A 16,510-nucleotide genomic window follows, 5' to 3' on the forward strand; every position below is an offset into this window, starting at 1 on the left:
CTGGAGAACTCCTAGGCCGGCCGGATCACCCTGCCGTTCGGCTCCCGGTACGACGGTTCCTCAGGCTCAGGCGGGAGCGGCTGGAGCTCATCCTGGATACGTTCCAGCAGCGGCCGGTAGATGCTGCCGTTCCATTGCGGACTGGCGTGGGCGGGCCGCGCGCCTTCCGTACTGAGAGTGGGCATCGCCATGTTGGCCCCGAAGACTTTGCTCCACCCCGCACGCGCCGACACATAGTCCACAGTGGCGTCCTTGGCGTTGCCGATGAAAGCCATGTTGGCGCCACCGATCTTTCCAGCCAGGCGGAGGCCGTCAAAGTGGTAAATGTACGCCGACTCGGTCTGTATCAGCACGCTGGAAGGGGCGATCGGCGATAGTTGTTCCAAGGTTTGGTCGAGGATTTGCCGCCACGTGCGCTCGTCCTTATGTGCCACACGCTCCCCCAGCTCATAGCCGCCGCGCAGGACCGACGGGATGCGGAAGCCGTTCTCGTAGAGGAACACCACACCGTCGAACCAGCTCTTGTCCAGGACATCGGCACGGCTGAAGGGACTGGAGTCCAGGACGATCAATTGAGCTTCGACGCCGTGCAGCTCCAGCAGGCGGGCAGCGACTTGGGTGGCGAGCATTCCGCCGAAGCTGTGGCCGTAAAAATATAGCTTCTCCAGTTTTAGCTCACGGACGTGCAGGATGATTTCGCGGACTATTTCGTCCACGTCCAGGCCCAGGTTTGAATATCCGACGGCGGCAAGGCGGCCTCGCTGATGCAGGGCAGGACGCAGCGAGTTGAGGATCCACTGGGCCTCTTCCCAACTGGTTTTATAGCCGGGAAAGAGGATCCAACTGGCCTTGGGGAAGTACAGGTCCGAGTACGGATCGGGGACGCGGAGGATCTTGGTGGTCCGCCGCTCGGCCTGTACCCGCCGAGTGAAGATCATGTCCGCGGACAGCGCTGCCGAGGCTCCGGCGGTGATGAGGAAGTTACGGCGGGACGTCTTCTTCAGCCGGGCAGCGTAGGGCAGGATCCGGGCCCATGAGTCCGGATCCCCGGCCTTTTCCGGTTCCGGGGCCACCGGCTTGGGGAGGTTCTCGTTCACCTCCGGCGGTGCCGTGAGCTTCCCTACTTGAACGTCCACGCAGCAAGCATAAGCTTCCCGGGCGCTGCCTTACAGCCCCGCAGTTCCTAGTCGAGGCCCAGTTCGTCCTTGCCGAACGCGAAGAGGTACGGCACGCCGGTTTCGGCTTCGATCTTTTCTTTGGCGCCGGTGTTACGGTCCACGATCACAGCCACGGCCACAACGTTGCCGCCCGCCTTGCGGACACCTTCGACGGCGGTCAGTGCGGACCCGCCGGTGGTGGACGTGTCCTCCAGGACCACAACGTTGCGGCCCTCAACCGAGGGACCTTCCACTTGACGGCCCATGCCGTAGGACTTCTGGGCCTTGCGGACAACGAAGGCATCCACGGCACGGCCAGCGTCGGCTGCAGCGTGCATCACAGCGGTACCTACGGGGTCGGCACCCATGGTGAGTCCGCCCGCGCACTCAACTGACACGCCGACGTCGTCGATCATTGCCAACATGACCTGGCCAACCAGCTTGGAGGCCTCGTGGTGCAAAGTGATGCGGCGGAGGTCGATGTAATAGTCCGCTTCCTTGCCGCTGGAGAGGATCACCTTGCCGCGGACCACCGCGAGTTCTTTGATGAGTTCAAGAAGGCGGGCGCGGGCAGCAGCAGTATCAGGCGTGGAAGTCATGGCTCCTAGTTTAGTGGGGCCGCCGTGGTGGCGCGGATCACCAAGCGGGGATTGACGATCTGGTCGCCGATCCCACCGTCGCCATCCAGCTGCTGCAGCACCGCTTCCATGCAACGGCGGCCGAGTTCCTCGAAGTCCTGCTTGATGGTGGTCAGGGGTGGCATGAAGAATTCGGCCTCTGGTTGGTCGTCGTAACCCACCACGCTGATGTCGCCCGGCACGTGCAGGCCGGCTTCCTGGACGGCGCGTAATACGCCCACCGCCATCTGGTCGTTGGCGACGAATACGGCCGTAACAGTGTGTTGCTGGATGAGGTTCAGTCCGGCACGGTACCCCGATGCCGCGTCCCAGCCGCCTTGGAGCAGGACGTCCGCGTCCAATCCAGCATTAGCCAGCGATTCCTGCCATCCCTTGATGCGCTCGGCCGCGTCTATCCAGTGCGGCGGTCCGGAGATGTGTGCGATACGCCGGTGCCCCAAGCCGATCAGATGGTCAACTGCAAGGCGGGCGCCGAGCCGCTGGTTCAGGGAGGCGCCCGTCAGCTGGTTGCCCGCGCCTGCCCCGACAGCCACGATCGGAACTGGAAAGGAAACATCGCGCAGGGCCGCGAGGACGTCGGGGTGCGGAACCAGGATGACGATCCCGTCCACGGACTGGTTACGGAAGTGCGCAATGGCATCGTTGACGCTGTGGTCGGTCACTTCCCGGAGGTTCGCAATGCTGACGAAGTAGCCTGCTTCACGCCCCGCTTGCTCGACTCCCAGGAGGGTGTTCGCGGGGCCGAACTGACCTGTTTCGCAGGCGAGCACGCCGATGGTCCGGGAGCGCCGGGTCACCAAACTGCGGGCCGCAGTGTTGCGGCGGTACCCAAGCTGTGCGATGGCTGATTCCACGCGTTCCTTGGTCTTGCCACTGACGTTCGGATGGTTGTTCAGGACGCGGGAAACGGTTTGGTGCGAGACTCCCGCCATTCTTGCCACGTCACCCATGACAGGAGGCCTCGCTGCTCCCCCTCTGGACATCAGCCGCTATTTCGCGTCGACGACGACAGGCTCAGCCTTGGCGGGGGTGGATGTTTCGGTTGCCGGAGGCGTGGTCTTCCACTTGAAACGGCGGCCAATGGACGAGCCTCCACCGGATCCGGTGCGGTTCTTGTTGAAGATGTCGAACGCGACGGCGAGCAGCAGCACCAAGCCCTTGATGAGCTGCTGGTAGTCCGTGCCGAGGCCAAGGATGGACATGCCGTTGTTGAGGACGCCCATGATGAGGCCGCCGATCATGGCGCCGGCGACTGTTCCTATGCCGCCCTGGACTGCAGCGCCGCCGATGAACGCGGCAGCGATGGAGTCCAGTTCGAAGCCGGTACCGCCTGCGGGTTGTGCCGAGTTCAGGCGAGCTGTGAAGACCAGCCCGGCCAGGGCAGCGAGGACACCCATGTTAACGAAGAGACGGAAGGTGACCTTTTTGGTTTTGATGCCCGAAAGCTCTGCCGCGTGCAGATTGCCGCCGATCGCGTACGTGTGCCGGCCGAAGATGCTGTTGTTCATCAGGGCCGAGTAGACGATCACCAGGACAGCCAGGACGATCAGGACAATCGGGGTGCCACGGTAGCTGGCCAAGAGGAAGGTGATGATGAGCATCAGCACTGCGATGAACCCGTTCTTGACGGCAAACCACGCCCTCGGTTCATTCTCCAGGTTGAACTTGCGGCGCACCCGGCGTTCCTTGATGGCCTGGAACAGAATGGCAGCTGTACCGCCGACACCGAGGATGACCGTCAACCATTCAAGCACGGACGTGCCGCCGGAAATGTCTGGGAGGAAACCGCCACCGAGGGCGCGCAATTCGTTCGGGAACGGGGTGATCTGCTGGTTCTTGAGCGTAATAAGGGTCAGGCCACGGAAGATCAACATTCCTGCCAGGGTGACGATGAACGCCGGGATGCCCACATAGGCGATCCAGTAGCCTTGCCACGCACCCACCAGGGCGCCCACCAGGAGGCAGGCCGGGATGGCAATCCACCACGCCCAGCCCCAATGGACGATCATCACGCCTGCCACGGCGCCGATGAAGCCGGCAATGGACCCAACGGAGAGGTCGATGTGCCCGGCGATGATGACCATCACCATACCTATGGCGAGAATCAGGATGTAGCTGTTCTGGACCACCAGGTTGGTGACGTTCTGAGGCTGGAGCAGGATGCCATCTGTCAGGACCTGGAAGAGGATGACGATCAGGATCAAGGCGACGAAGATGCCAACCTGGCGAAGGCGGCTTGTGAGGAAGCCAAGGGATTCTCGTAGGGCGGACATGTTCGCTATTCCTTTTCTTGAGTCATGAAGTGCATGAGGGATTCCTGGGTGGCTTCGGCGATGGGGACTTCGCCGGTGATATGGCCCGCGGACAGCGTGTAGATCCTGTCGCAGATGCCCAGGAGCTCCGGAAGCTCAGAGGAGATCACAATGACGGCTTTCCCAGCCGCTGCGAGCTCCGCAATGATCGTGTAAATCTCAAACTTGGCGCCGACGTCGATCCCTCGGGTCGGCTCGTCCAGGATCAGGACGTCGGGGTCCGAAAACAACCATTTGCTCAGCACCACCTTTTGTTGGTTTCCACCCGAGAGCTTGCCGGTGATGGCAGCAACGGAAGGAGCCTTGATGTTCATGCTCTTCCGGTAGTGGTTGGCAACGGTGGTCTCCTTGTTGCCATCCACCCAGCCTCGCTTGGCCAGCTTGTTCAGTGCTGCCATGGAGATGTTCCGCTTGATGTCTTCAATCAGGTTCAGGCCGTAGTGCTTGCGGTCTTCGGTGGCGTACGCAATCCCGTGGTCGATTGCGTCGGAAACCGTGGAGGTGTCGATTTCCTTGCCGTACTTGTAGACCTTGCCCGATACCGCCCGTCCGTAGGTCCGGCCGAACACACTCATGGCCAGCTCGGTCCGGCCGGCACCCATGAGGCCGGCAAGGCCTACGACTTCGCCCTTGCGTACATTCAAACTGGCGTTGTTCACCACGGTCCGGGAATGATCCTGCGGATGCTGGACCGTCCAGTCTTCAATGCGGAGGACTTCCTCGCCGATGTTGGGGGTCCGGTCCGGATAGAGGCTTTCAAGGTCGCGTCCAACCATGCCCCGGATGATGCGTTCCTGGGTGATCTGGCCTTGGTCCAGGCGCAGGGTCTCAATGGACTTGCCATCGCGGATGATGGTGACGGCGTCGGCCACTTTGCGGATCTCGTTGAGCTTATGGCTGATGATGATGCTGGTAACGCCCTGGCCCTTGAGGTGCAGGATGAGGTCCAGCAAATGGTCCGAGTCTTCATCGTTCAACGCCGCCGTGGGCTCATCAAGGATGAGTAGCTTCACCTCTTTGGACAGCGCTTTGGCGATCTCCACCAACTGCTGCTTGCCAACACTGATGTGCTGAATGGGGGTGACCGGGTTCTCGCTGAGGCCTACGCGAGCCAGCAGCTTGGCGGCTTCCAGGTTGGTCTTCCGCCAGTCCACCCAGCCCTTATTGGCAAGTTCGTTGCCGAGGTAGATGTTCTCGGCGATTGACAGGTACGGGCTCAGGGCCAGTTCCTGGTGGATGATCACGATGCCACGTTTCTCGCTGTCCGTGATGCTCGAAAACTCGCAGGGTTCGTTCTCGAAGAGGATGTCGCCGTCGAAAGTGTTGTGCGCGTAGACGCCGGACAACACTTTCATGAGGGTGGACTTCCCTGCTCCGTTCTCGCCACAGATGGCGTGAACTTCACCTCGGTTGACGTCCAGGGTGACGTCCTGAAGGGCTTTTACCCCGGGGAAGGTCTTGGTGATTCCTCGCATTTGAAGAATGGGTACGTTCATCGTCAATTCCCGCTGACTGGTTGGAACTTGGCCAGGCCGAGGACTCGGAGGCTCTGAAGGAGGCTGTGGCCCCGCCGCACTGCGCACTGCAGCACAGAGGCGGGGGGCCACCGCCCGGGGACGTGATTACTTGACGTCGGCTTCGGTGTAGTAGCCGGAGTCGATCAGTTCCTTCTGGAAGTTGTCCTTGGTGATGATGACGGACTTCAGGAGGAAGGCCGGGACAACCTTGACCTTGTTGTCGTAGGTCTCGGTGTCGTTGGTTTCCGGCTCCGTTCCCTTCAGGACAGCGTCAACCATCTTCACTGCCTGCGATCCGAGCTGACGGGTGTCCTTGAAGATCGTGGAGTACTGTTCGCCGGCGATGATGGACTTCACGGAGCCCTTCTCGGCATCCTGACCGGTAACAACGGGCAGGTTGCCGGTGGAGTAACCGCCGGTGCTGCTCAGTGCGGAAATGATGCCGATGGACAGGCCGTCATACGGGGACAGCACGCCATCCAGCTTGGTTCCCGAGCTGTAGGCCGAGGTGAGGATGTCTTCCATGCGCTTCTGGGCTACGGGTGCCTGCCAGCGCAGGATGGCTGCCTGTTCGAAGTTGGTCTGGCCGCTGGGAACCTTCAGGGTGCCTGCATCCAGGTACGGCTTAAGGGTGTCCATGGCGCCGGTCCAGAAGAAGTTGGCGTTGTTATCGTCCGGGCTGCCCGCAAACAGCTCGACATTGAACGGGCCCTTGCCCTCAACCTTGTTGCCGCTCGCGTCCAGCAAACCCAAGCCGGTCAGCAAGGACGTGGCCTGCTGGACACCCACGGTGTAGTTGTCGAATGTGGTGTAGTAGTCGACGTTCGGAGTGCCGTTGATGAGGCGGTCGTAGGCGATGACCTTGACGTTCTGTTCCTTGGCCTTGGCCAGGACGTCCGTCAGGGTGGTGCCATCAATGGCTGCGATGATGAGCGCCTTGGCACCCTTCGTCAGCATGTTCTCAATCTGGGAAACCTGTGTGGGAATGTCATCGTTGGCGAACTGCAGGTCCGTCTTGTACCCAAGGTCCTTCAGGGACTTCTCAACGTTGGCGCCGTCAGCGATCCAACGCTCGGACGTCTGGGTCGGCATCGAGATGCCAACCAGTGAATCGCTGGGATTTGCACTGCTGGTGGACTCGGCAGTGCCCCCGCGACTACCGCAACCTGTGGCTCCGACGGTCAAGGTCAGGACGACCGCTACGGCGCCCAGGAGTTTCTTCAATCTCACGATGCTCTCCTTCCGCGGCAGCATTGCCGCGAACTCTGATGCAGCCGGAGCATCTGCGCGTCCGGCGGTGAAGCGTTTTGTGATCTGCGGCCAGCTGGGTGCCACATGCCACGAAAGGTGGTGCGAATGCCATTGTGAACGCTAACAATACCGTCGGTCAAGTGCCGCCGATCACAAAGTGATTGCAGCGTCGAACCGCCCCTAAACCCCTTGACTTGAAACGTTGTTAGCGTTCACAATTGGCTCGCTCATCCGTAAAAAGGCAGAAGAAAGCCCGGCACTGCTTTGTGGGCAGTACCGGGCTCCAGCGCTCCTCCGTGATGGCGAGGAGGAACTCTCCCTGCTGGGAACAGGGAATCAGAGGCGGGTGTCGAACGAATCGCAGAAGACGTTCTGGTTGAACGTCCCTTGGAATTCGGACTTCCCCTGGATCTTTTGAATGGTTGCGCGGATGGCTTCGCGCGTTGCTGCGTGTGCGTGGATGGCGGTCTTGACCATGGGCACATCAATCAAGTGGTTGGGCTGGTTCAGCGAGACGAAGACGGTGGGAACTTCCTTGGCGTACCAGGGAATCTCGGCTGCCATCGGGGACGACCACTTAATGCGGATGGCCGCCTCTTGGGCGAAACCCTTCACGTTGGCGAAGACGAACGCGGCGTCGTAGCGCTCCGAATAATCTCCGGTGGCTTCCTCAGACAAGACCCGCATAAAGTTCATGCCGGACTCCCCTGCTGCTTCGCGCTGCTCGGCGGTCTTGAACACCTCCACGTCGAAGCCAGCCGCTTCCAGTTCTTCCCGCACAATGTCCAAGTACGCCAGTGGGTCAGCCCGCGTGAAGTCGGCCCCACCCGAAATCCCGTAAAGGCGGATAGGCCTATGGGTTTCCGGCGTGATCGGCAGATGATGGGCCGTATCCTTCACCAGGGTGACCGTCTTGTCGGCGATATCAGCGGCAATGGCACGGTGCGCCTTACTCCCGATGACGGTCAAGGCATCGGCCGCCGGAACCAGGGATTCCCGCGAAGCAAGGTGCAACCCCAGGCTCGCCTTGAGGCCGAGAATCCGCCGCAGGGCATCCTGCAGGCGCCCCTCGGTGATGACGCCGGACTTGTAGCCGTCCAACATGTACCCGAAGTCCTCGTCGGGGTTTCGGAAGAACAGGAACATGTCGCAACCCGCTGCGATCGTCGCTGGCACTAGGTCGCGCCGCTTCATGGCCTGCGTCAGGCCAACCATGAGCGAAGCGTCAGTGAGGACCAAACCGTTGAAGCCCAGCTCACCCCGCAGCAGATCCTGCAACAGTTCCGGAGCCAGCGTCGCCGGCAGGATTTCAGCGTCGGACAAACCGGGCCTGAAGTGCCGCGACACCTCAGGGGCTCCTATGTGGCCCACCATGATCGATTGCACTCCGTGACCGATCATTTCGCGGTAGACGCGCCCGTAACTGGCGCCCCACTCGTCATACCCAAGGGTGTTGTAGGACGTGACCACATGCTGGTCGCGCTCATCAATGCCATCTCCGGGGAAGTGCTTCATGGCGCAAACAGTGGGTGATTCACTGATGCCGTCGAAGTACTCCTTGGCGCGTTCCACCACAATGTCCGGGCCATTTCCGAAGGCCCTTGTGGAGATGACAGTGTTCCGCCAGTTGTAGTGGATGTCTACGATCGGCGCGAAGGCCCAGTTGCAGCCCAGCGCTGCAGTTTCGACGCCGGCCACTTGGCCCATCTGCCGGGCGATGTTCTTGTCAGGATGAGAACCAGCCTGCAGATGGGTGGAGACGAACGTGCCGTCGTCGCAACTGCCTGCGCCACCCATCTCGGGGTTGGACGCAATGAGCAAGGGGATCCGCGTCTTGGACTGCGCGTAGCGGATGTGTTCCTGCACGGCCTTGGACGGTCCTGGCCTATAGCGCATGCCACCTACGTGGAAGTTCTCCAGCACGCCGTCGAGGTACTCCGGGGAGTAATCATTGTTGTGGTTGATGAACAGCTGGCCGATCTTCTCTTCCAGGGTCATGGAGCCGATGGTGCTCTCCACCCATTCCACCCCGGCGTCGTCAAGGTTGAACGGGGCCGCTTTCAGGTCCACCAGGAACGGCCCGGACGACGCCGCGGATTGGCCTTTCAGCGCAGCAAGTACGTCCTTCACGATCTCCTCAACGGGCAGTGCGATGTCCACAACGATTCCGGCTTCATCGTCCTGCAATGGCTCCAGCGCGGCCAGTTGCGAGTCCAGCAGCGAGGCCGGCATGAAGTGTCCGGGCCGGGACGTCATTCGCGCGTTCAGCAACTCGCGGGTGCCGTGCAGGTGCACGAACACCACGGACGAATCAGCGCTGCGGATGATGTCCCGATACGAGCGCTTGAGCGCGCTGCACGCGATGACAAGAGCAGAGTTCGACGCCGGGAATCGCCCGCCGATTTCGGCCAGCCACGGTGCGCGGTCGTCGTCGTTCAGCGGAGTACCCGAGGCCATCTTGTCGATGTTCGCCTGGGGGTGCAGCGAATCGCCGTCGAGAAATTCAGCGCCGAGACGCTCGGCCAAGGCGGCACCAATGGTGCTCTTTCCGCAGCCGGCCACGCCCATGACCACGATGTGGTGACGGCCGCCTGCCAGGGACAGAGTCTCACCAGTCATGAACTGTGCCGTCCACGAGGCGGTTGTACGGCAGGTAGGCCTGCTGGTACGGGAAGGCGGCAGCGGCTTCTTCGTTGAATTCGACGCCAATGCCGGGCTCATCGCCGGGATGCAGGTAGCCGTCCTTGAAGGTCATGGACTGCTGGAAGACCTCGTTGGTCTTGTTCGAGTGCTGCATGTACTCCTGGATGCCGTAATTGTGAATGGCCAGGCCAACGTGGAGCTGGGCGGCGAAGCCCACCGGGGAGATGTCCGTGGGGCCGTGGAAACCGGACTTGATCTGATACTGGGCCGCGAAGTCCATGACCTTCTTCAACGGTGAGATACCGCCGAAGTGGGTGGACGCTGCACGGACGTAGTCGATCAGCTGTTCCTTGATGAGCGTCTGGTAGTCCCACACGGTGTTGAAGATTTCGCCGATGGCCAGCGGGGTGGTGGTGTGTTGGCGGACCAGCCGCAGACCTTCCTGGTTTTCGGCGGGGGTGCAGTCTTCCAGCCAGAAGAGGTCGTACGGTTCCAGGGCCTTGCCGAGCTTTGCGGCCTGAATCGGGGTCATTCGGTGGTGACCGTCGTGCAGCAGCGGGATTTCCGGGCCGAACTCGTTGCGCACGGCCTCGAAAACTGTGGGCAGGTGGCGTAGGTAGGCGCGAGTGTCCCAGTCCTCTTCCAAGGGGAAGTTGCCACGGCCGGCGGGCTCGTAGTCATACCGCTCTCCCGAGGCTTGGGCCTGCGCGGCGACACCATAGACGGCCTTGATACCGGGGACGGCGGTCTGGATGCGGATGGACTTGTAGCCCAGCTCCAGATGCTCGCGAACGGAGTCGAACAGCGACGGAATGTCGGCACCGGATGCGTGGCCGTAGGCGCGCAGCCCGTTGCGGGAAGCACCACCGAGCAGCTGGTAGACCGGCATCCCGGCAACCTTGCCCTTGATGTCCCACAGCGCCATGTCGACGGCGGCAATCGCGGCCATGGTGACCGGACCGCGCCGCCAGTAGGAGCTGCGATACAGGAACTGCCAGGTGTCCTCAATGCGGTGCGGATCCTTCCCGATCAGCAGCTGCGCCACGTGCTCCTTGAGGTACGCAGCCACGGCGAGTTCACGGCCGTTGAGCGTCGCGTCACCGATGCCCGTCACACCATCCTCCGTGGTGATACGCAGGGTGACGAAGTTACGGGACGGGCTGGTCACAAAGACTTCAGCGGCAATGATTTTCACAGCTTTTCCTTTCGGGATGTGGCTGAATCGGATTAAGTACGATTTTAGGTCGGATTGCATCAAGTGGCAACCGGTTGCCGAATACTTTTAGGATATTTCTACCTGCCCGGTGAACTGCGCTACGGGGCCTGGCTGGCTGCAGCTTCTTCCGAAGCTCTCCCGAGGTTGCCGCTCGGGACCTCCGCAGAACGGCGGGCGCCAATCTCCCCCACAAGTTGTGCATGAAGAGCATCAGTGAGCTTGTATTTGGTCATCACCAGGATCGCCAGGATGGTCATGATGGCCGGCAGCGCCCCGGCGGCGAACTGAATTCCCTGGAGGGCTTCGGGGCTCTGCGTAACCCCTGACTTATATCCCCCAACCGCGAGGCAATAGGCGGCAAGGGCGCCACCCACGGCTTGGCCGGTCTTACGCGTGAAGGAGAACAGGGCATAAGTGATCCCCTCGGTCCGGACGCCGGTTTTCCACTCGCCATACTCCACAGTGTCGGCTTCCAGGGCCCACACCACGATATTCACGGCCATGACGCCCATAAGACTGACCACCAGCCCCGAGAACCCGGCCCAGACCAAGGTAGGAGGCGAGAAAAAGACAATGATTCCACCCAGCATCGAGAGCGCGCCGGCAGCGATGTATACGTTCTTCTTGCCCAAGCTGCGGACCAATCGCGGCATCAAGGGCGCAAGGGCCAACGTCATGACCAGCTGAACGATGGCCAGAACGGGGTATAGATCCAAGCGGCCCAGGACGTCGCGCAAGTAGTAGAGCTGCACGGAGGACAGAGCCATATAGCCGGTGAGAAAGAGGAAGGAGCTCAGGCACAGCATGAGCAGCGGACGATTGGTCTTCAGGGTGTCCATGCTCTGCTTGAAGGAAACGTTGGGCACCGAGCGATGTACACGTTCCTTGGCGGTGAGAACGGTGAAGAAGTAGAGCACCGCACCAATCGCAACAAAGACGAGCGTGATGGTGGTGAACGTGGACTGGAGGTCTGCACCCGGCTTTATCAGTGGAGCGACGAAGATGCCCAGGGCAGAGCCCACCAACAGTGCACCCACCGTGCGGGCGGAGCCCAGCTTGGCACGATCACCGGGGTCCTGCGTCATTGCCCCGGCCAACGAGCCATAAGGGATGTTGACCAAGGAATACGCCAACCCCAAAGCAGCATAGGTCACGTAGGCGTAGAGCAAGGTGCCCGTCTCGCCCAGTTGCGGCACGGAGAATGTGGCGACACTGAGGAGCAGCAGCGGAATGGAACCGAACATGATGAACGGACGGAACTTCCCAAAGCGCTTGCTGTAGGTGCGGTCAACCATGCGTCCGGCGAAGACATCGGCGAAGGCGTCGAAGATCCTCACCACCAGGAGCAAGGTGCCGGCCGCGGCTGCCGAGATTCCTGCGACGTCCGTGTAGTAGACCAGCAGGAACATGGTTGCGGTAGTGAAGGCCAGGTTATTGGCGGCGTCGCCGGCACCGTAACCGACGATGCTGAGTTTGCTGAGCTTTTTCAATGCGGGCTCCTTTACCCTTCGCGTCATTGCGGCCCGAGTCGACTCGACAGTATGTGGGAACCACTGGAATCGAAGATCGGTTGTGCAGCTGTTGTAATTCTAGTCACTTTGGCAAGCAATTGGCAATCGATTGCCAAATGTTTCCTTGAAAGTTCCACCAATTGCGGGCGTTGCGAGGCCCGCTCTGCGCCCTAAGATCACGCCAAAGCATGCAGAGCGGGCCTCACAACGTGTACGAGGGTGGCGTTAAAGCGGCAGCGGCCCAGGACGCCGAAGGAAATCGACAGCCTGGGCCGGTCAAAGAAATCGCGTGAATACCCTACGCCGCAGTGCCCGAAGCCGCCGCACGGGCAGGCACCTCTGCGCGTGGGAATCCCATACTGAGGTCCTCGATGAGTTTCACTATCGCGGGATCCCGGGCGAGTTCAGCATCCAGCAATGCCAAGAGAGCCGTTACCCGCTCACCGCCGACCAGCCGGTTGGCTTCCGCTACGGCATCCGACTGCGGATCTTGCAGACCCGGATTCGTCCCCACGAAAGAGGCCCACGCGGCGATCATGCGGGCTGCGCCTTGACCAGTTCGGCCCGCATCACGCTCAGCGCGAAGCACGGGGATGGCCCGCATCCTTAGCTTGGTGCTGGCGTCCGTCGCAATTTGTGCGAGGTGGTGGGCGATCCTCGAGTTGCCGAAGCGATCCAGCAAGGCCGCCCTGTATTCAGGGATGCGGAGCTCTTCGCCGGGAAGGTGGCGGGATGCTTCGTCCCAGAACTCCTCCACAGCTTGCAAGCACACCGAATCAGCCAAGGCTTCGGCAACAGTGGCGTGGCCGCGCAACTGACCGGCATAGGCAAGGATGGAGTGGGCGCCATTGAGGAGCCACAACTTCCGGTTTTCGTATGGCGCTATGTGGTCCACGAAGACTGCCCCGGCGTCCTCCCAGCGGGGGCGCCCGGCAGGGAAATCACCGCTGAGCACCCAGTTACGGAAAGGTTCAGCCACAACGGGTGCTTCATCCTGGTATCGGCACCGTTCGCTGATCAAGGCAACGTCTTCAGGTGTGGTGCGCGGCGTGATCCTGTCCACTGACGTGCTGACGAAGCTGACGTTGGCGTCGATCCAGTCCGCCAGACCGGCGTCGACTCCCCGGGCAAGGTCCACCACGGCATTACGTGCCACATTGCCGTTGTCCGAGAGGTTGTCGCAGGAAACAACAGCGAGGGATCCGGCGTCGGCGTCCCTGCGCGCGGCGAGGCCAAGAACCAAGCGGCCCAACGGCGTCGTGGGCTTGTGGCCTGAAACCAGCAGCGAAAGGTCGTCGGCGCTGGAGGCGTAGGCGGCTTCGGTGATGGTCAAGGTGACCACAGCGGTTTGGGATGCCCCCACCAGTTCCACGAAACGGTCCACGTTGGCGCCATCCACGGCTTCCACAATGCTGCCTACAACCTCGAACGTATCGCCGGAATCCGAGCGCTCCACTACTGTGAACAGTCCGTCCTGGGCGGCCAGGACCTCAGCGGCGTCCGGACGGCGACCCGTGAACGAGGCTATGCCCCACTCCCCTGCGTCGCCCGCGTGCTGCGTGAACCAGGCTTGATGTGAGCGGTGGAAGGCCCCCAGGCCCACATGCACGATGCGCACCGGAGCCTTGGGGTCGGGCACAATGTCGCGGCTGAGCCGCGGCAGTTCGGCTGTCATAGCTTGAACACCCTGCGAGGCGAGGAATCGACGACGTCGAGGATCAACTCGTGCGCGCGGTCTTCAGTGACGCGGTGCTCGGCCACAAGGCGCGCGAGGAAGGAGGCTTCAATCCTGCGGGAGGCGTCGTGCCGTGCAGGAATGGAGCAGAACGCACGGGTGTCATCAATGAAGCCTGAGGACCGCGAGAATCCGGCGGTTTCTGTTACTGCAGAGCGGAAGCGCAACATGGCATCCGGGGCATCGAGGAACCACCACGGTGCGCCGATGTAGACGGACGGGTAGAAGCCAGCCAGTGGGGCGAGTTCACGGGAGAAAACGGTCTCGTCCAGTGTGAAGAGCACCAAGTGGAAATCCTTGGCCGTGCCGAAGTCCTGCAACAGGGGGCGGATGGCCTCGGTGTAATTCACGGCGAACGGGATATCGTGACCGGTGTCCGCCCCGAAAGACTCGAACGTGGGGCCATGGTGGTTACGGTACGAGCCTGGATGGATGGTCATGACAAGCCCGTCGGCCACCGACATGCGCGCCATCTGGTACATCATGTGGGCCTCGAACGCGTCACGATCCTGCGCGGTAGCCTTGCCGGCGCGGGCACGTTCAAAGAGTGCTTCCGCTTGGGCAGAATCGAGTTTGAGCGTGGCAGGTGTGCGCACGCCGTGGTCCGCCGACACTGCGCCATGCTCCACAAAATAGCGACGGCGGTTTTCCAGGGCGGCGATGTAGCCGGCGTAGCCAGTCGCGCCGTCGCCCGCTGTTTCGATCAGCCTGTCAACATTGGCGCTCCAGCTGGGATGCGCCACGTTCAAATAGGCATCCGGCCGGAACGTGGGAAGCACGCGGCCGTTGAAGCTGGGGTCATTGGTGAGGGCCTTGTGGCTGGCAAGGTTGTCCAGGGGATCGTCCGTGGTTGCCAGGACCTCGATGTTGAAATCCTTGAAAAGCTGACGAGGACGGAAGTCCGGCTCCATCAGCTTTGCGGCGATCGCGTCGTAGCTCGCATCGGCCGGCAACTCACTGAGGTCTGTGCCAAGTTTGAACACATCGTTGAACTGGGTGCGCAGCCAGTACCCGGAGGCAGTGCCTTCAAAAAGGGGCCAAGCCTGGACGAATTGCCGCCATATTTCGCGTGACTGAGGGGCGGATTCCGCACCTGCCAGCAACTGATCCATCGGAACACCATTGGCGTGGATCAATCGGGTGACGTAGTGGTCCGGGCTGACCAGGAGTGCCGCTGGGTCCGGGAACGGCGTGTTTTGTTCGATGACAGCGGCGTCAACGTGGCCATGGGGAGAAATGATGGGCAGGTCCTGGACGCGCTCCAGCAAGGATCGCGCGATGCTTCGCGTCCCGGGATCTGCGGGCAGGAGCCTGTCAGGGTGTGCGGCAATGGACTGTGACATAGATCAATCTTGCGGGCAGGCCCGCTATTTTGTCAACCGGTTGCCAAAAATTGCCATTCCGTTGCAATTGACTAGGAGAGAAGCCGTCCGCTGGATCCTCGCACCACGAGTTCGGTCTCAACTGTTACAGCCTGCCTCGGCCCATCATGGCCTTGCAGCATGTCCAGGAGAATGGTGACAGCGCGATTACCGCATTCTCCCAAGGGCGAGCGCACTGTGGTCAACGCGGGGGTGGTGAAATCGGCGCCAAAGATGTCGTCGAAGCCCACAATGCTGATCTGGTCCGGGACCCGCATTCCCCCCGCCTGCAACTCCTGCATCAATCCGATGGCCAGGAGGTCGTTATAGGTGATCACCGCCGTCGCCCCGCTTTCCAGGACGTCGCGCGCAACTTGCCTGCCGCCGTCGACCGTTGGCTTTGAGGACTCCAACCTGACGGAACTCAGCTTGGACCATTCGCACGCTGACTTGACGCCGTCCCAACGACGCGATGTCATCCAAGACTGCTTCGGCCCTGCGACATAGGCGACTTTCGTGTGCCCGTGGCCAGCCAAACTCCTCACGGCCTCACTGATGCCCTTGTTCACATCCGGGACGACGCACGGGACGCCTTGGACCTCGCGGTTGATGACCGCAACGGGTTTGTCCGCTGCCAGAGCGCGAATATGGTCGTCATCCATGCGCGGGCTGGCCAGGATAAGGCCGTCCACCGTGCTCAAGAGCCGCCGGGCAGCTGTCATTTCGGTCTCCGGTGATTCGGCCGATTCGGCCAGGACCAACGTGTAATCGCGGGCGGATCCCGTGGTTTCAGCACCGCGGATGATGTCAAAGAATGTGGGGTTGGTGATGTCCGCGACGATCAGCCCAATGGTTTGGGTACGGCCGGTGGGGAGGGCGCGTGCGAATGGATTCACCTGATAGTTCAGCTCAGCCGCCGCATCTTCGATGATCTTCTGCGTCTTGGCGCTGACCCTGCCAGGCTTGCTTAAGGCGCGGGACACCGTAGACGGATTCACTCCTGCCAGCTTGGCGATGTCGTAAATGGTGGCAGAGGACTTCTCCCCCCGCCCACGTTTGGTGGTGGCAGTAGATGTTCCGGAGTTCGTCACGTCAGTCACCGCTCCATCGTAGACCGCTTGGCAACAAAAACAGGCCGGTTGCCAACAATTGTTTGTGGCAACCGGCCC

Annotated in this window: 12 protein-coding genes; all 12 read right to left on the reverse strand. The window is 61.4% G+C overall.

Features of this window, described 5'->3' with window-relative positions; all coding sequences use genetic code 11:
- Nucleotides 1-11: 11 nt before the first annotated feature.
- The 12 genes from RIF72_RS16625 to RIF72_RS16680 all read right to left on the reverse strand — a co-directional run bounded on the left by RIF72_RS16625 (nucleotide 12) and on the right by RIF72_RS16680 (nucleotide 16,441).
- The gene (locus RIF72_RS16625; protein ID WP_309075946.1) at nucleotides 12-1,136 is read right to left on the reverse strand and encodes an alpha/beta hydrolase; all 1,125 of its coding nucleotides are present in this window, start codon (nucleotides 1,134-1,136) and stop codon (nucleotides 12-14) included.
- Between the two features lie 47 nt (nucleotides 1,137-1,183).
- Complete coding sequence (gene pyrE / locus RIF72_RS16630) at nucleotides 1,184-1,756, reverse strand: orotate phosphoribosyltransferase (RefSeq protein WP_309075947.1); 573 nt, start codon at nucleotides 1,754-1,756, stop codon at nucleotides 1,184-1,186.
- Nucleotides 1,757-1,761: 5 nt separating this feature from the next.
- Complete coding sequence (locus RIF72_RS16635) at nucleotides 1,762-2,745, reverse strand: LacI family DNA-binding transcriptional regulator (RefSeq protein ID WP_309075948.1); 984 nt, start codon at nucleotides 2,743-2,745, stop codon at nucleotides 1,762-1,764.
- Nucleotides 2,746-2,784: 39 nt separating this feature from the next.
- Nucleotides 2,785-4,068 carry a multiple monosaccharide ABC transporter permease gene (mmsB, locus tag RIF72_RS16640; protein WP_309075949.1) on the reverse strand — a complete coding sequence of 428 codons (1,284 nt, stop codon included), beginning with the start codon at nucleotides 4,066-4,068 and terminating at the stop codon, nucleotides 2,785-2,787.
- A gap of 5 nt (nucleotides 4,069-4,073) precedes the next feature.
- A complete protein-coding gene (gene mmsA, locus RIF72_RS16645) occupies nucleotides 4,074-5,603 on the reverse strand; it encodes a multiple monosaccharide ABC transporter ATP-binding protein (RefSeq protein ID WP_309075950.1) in 1,530 nt (509 codons plus the stop codon).
- 126 nt (nucleotides 5,604-5,729) lie between these two features.
- Nucleotides 5,730-6,878, reverse strand: a complete 1,149-nt coding sequence (chvE, locus tag RIF72_RS16650; RefSeq protein ID WP_309075968.1) for a multiple monosaccharide ABC transporter substrate-binding protein — start codon at nucleotides 6,876-6,878, stop codon at nucleotides 5,730-5,732.
- A gap of 333 nt (nucleotides 6,879-7,211) precedes the next feature.
- Complete coding sequence (locus tag RIF72_RS16655; protein ID WP_309075951.1) at nucleotides 7,212-9,494, reverse strand: gluconokinase, GntK/IdnK-type; 2,283 nt, start codon at nucleotides 9,492-9,494, stop codon at nucleotides 7,212-7,214.
- Nucleotides 9,484-10,713, reverse strand: a complete 1,230-nt coding sequence (manD, locus tag RIF72_RS16660) for a D-mannonate dehydratase ManD (RefSeq protein ID WP_309075952.1) — start codon at nucleotides 10,711-10,713, stop codon at nucleotides 9,484-9,486. Before manD ends, RIF72_RS16655 begins: the two co-directional genes overlap by 11 nt.
- A gap of 119 nt (nucleotides 10,714-10,832) precedes the next feature.
- Complete coding sequence (uidB, locus tag RIF72_RS16665) at nucleotides 10,833-12,224, reverse strand: glucuronide transporter (protein ID WP_309075953.1); 1,392 nt, start codon at nucleotides 12,222-12,224, stop codon at nucleotides 10,833-10,835.
- Nucleotides 12,225-12,543: 319 nt separating this feature from the next.
- The gene (locus RIF72_RS16670) at nucleotides 12,544-13,920 is read right to left on the reverse strand and encodes a mannitol dehydrogenase family protein (protein WP_309075954.1); all 1,377 of its coding nucleotides are present in this window, start codon (nucleotides 13,918-13,920) and stop codon (nucleotides 12,544-12,546) included.
- On the reverse strand, nucleotides 13,917-15,323 hold the full coding sequence (gene uxaC / locus RIF72_RS16675) for a glucuronate isomerase (RefSeq protein WP_309075955.1): 1,407 nt from the start codon (nucleotides 15,321-15,323) through the stop codon (nucleotides 13,917-13,919). The genes RIF72_RS16670 and uxaC overlap by 4 nt, the downstream gene beginning before the upstream one ends.
- A gap of 71 nt (nucleotides 15,324-15,394) precedes the next feature.
- Nucleotides 15,395-16,441 (reverse strand): LacI family DNA-binding transcriptional regulator, encoded by a 1,047-nt coding sequence (locus RIF72_RS16680; RefSeq protein WP_309075956.1) that lies wholly within the window; start codon nucleotides 16,439-16,441, stop codon nucleotides 15,395-15,397.
- Between the last annotated feature and the right edge of the window lie 69 nt (nucleotides 16,442-16,510).

The organism is Paenarthrobacter sp. (assembly GCF_031180005.1).
In the GTDB taxonomy this organism is placed as follows: Bacteria; Actinomycetota; Actinomycetes; order Actinomycetales; family Micrococcaceae; genus Arthrobacter.

Coding starts and splice junctions, on each gene's coding strand:
- RIF72_RS16670 (WP_309075954.1), bottom strand. CDS start 13,920: ATGACAGCCGAACTGCCGCGGCTCAGCCGCGACATTGTGCCCGACCCC.
- chvE (WP_309075968.1), bottom strand. CDS start 6,878: ATGCTGCCGCGGAAGGAGAGCATCGTGAGATTGAAGAAACTCCTGGGC.
- RIF72_RS16655 (WP_309075951.1), bottom strand. CDS start 9,494: ATGACTGGTGAGACTCTGTCCCTGGCAGGCGGCCGTCACCACATCGTG.
- mmsA (WP_309075950.1), bottom strand. CDS start 5,603: ATGAACGTACCCATTCTTCAAATGCGAGGAATCACCAAGACCTTCCCC.
- uxaC (WP_309075955.1), bottom strand. CDS start 15,323: ATGTCACAGTCCATTGCCGCACACCCTGACAGGCTCCTGCCCGCAGAT.
- RIF72_RS16635 (WP_309075948.1), bottom strand. CDS start 2,745: ATGGGTGACGTGGCAAGAATGGCGGGAGTCTCGCACCAAACCGTTTCC.
- pyrE (WP_309075947.1), bottom strand. CDS start 1,756: ATGACTTCCACGCCTGATACTGCTGCTGCCCGCGCCCGCCTTCTTGAA.
- mmsB (WP_309075949.1), bottom strand. CDS start 4,068: ATGTCCGCCCTACGAGAATCCCTTGGCTTCCTCACAAGCCGCCTTCGC.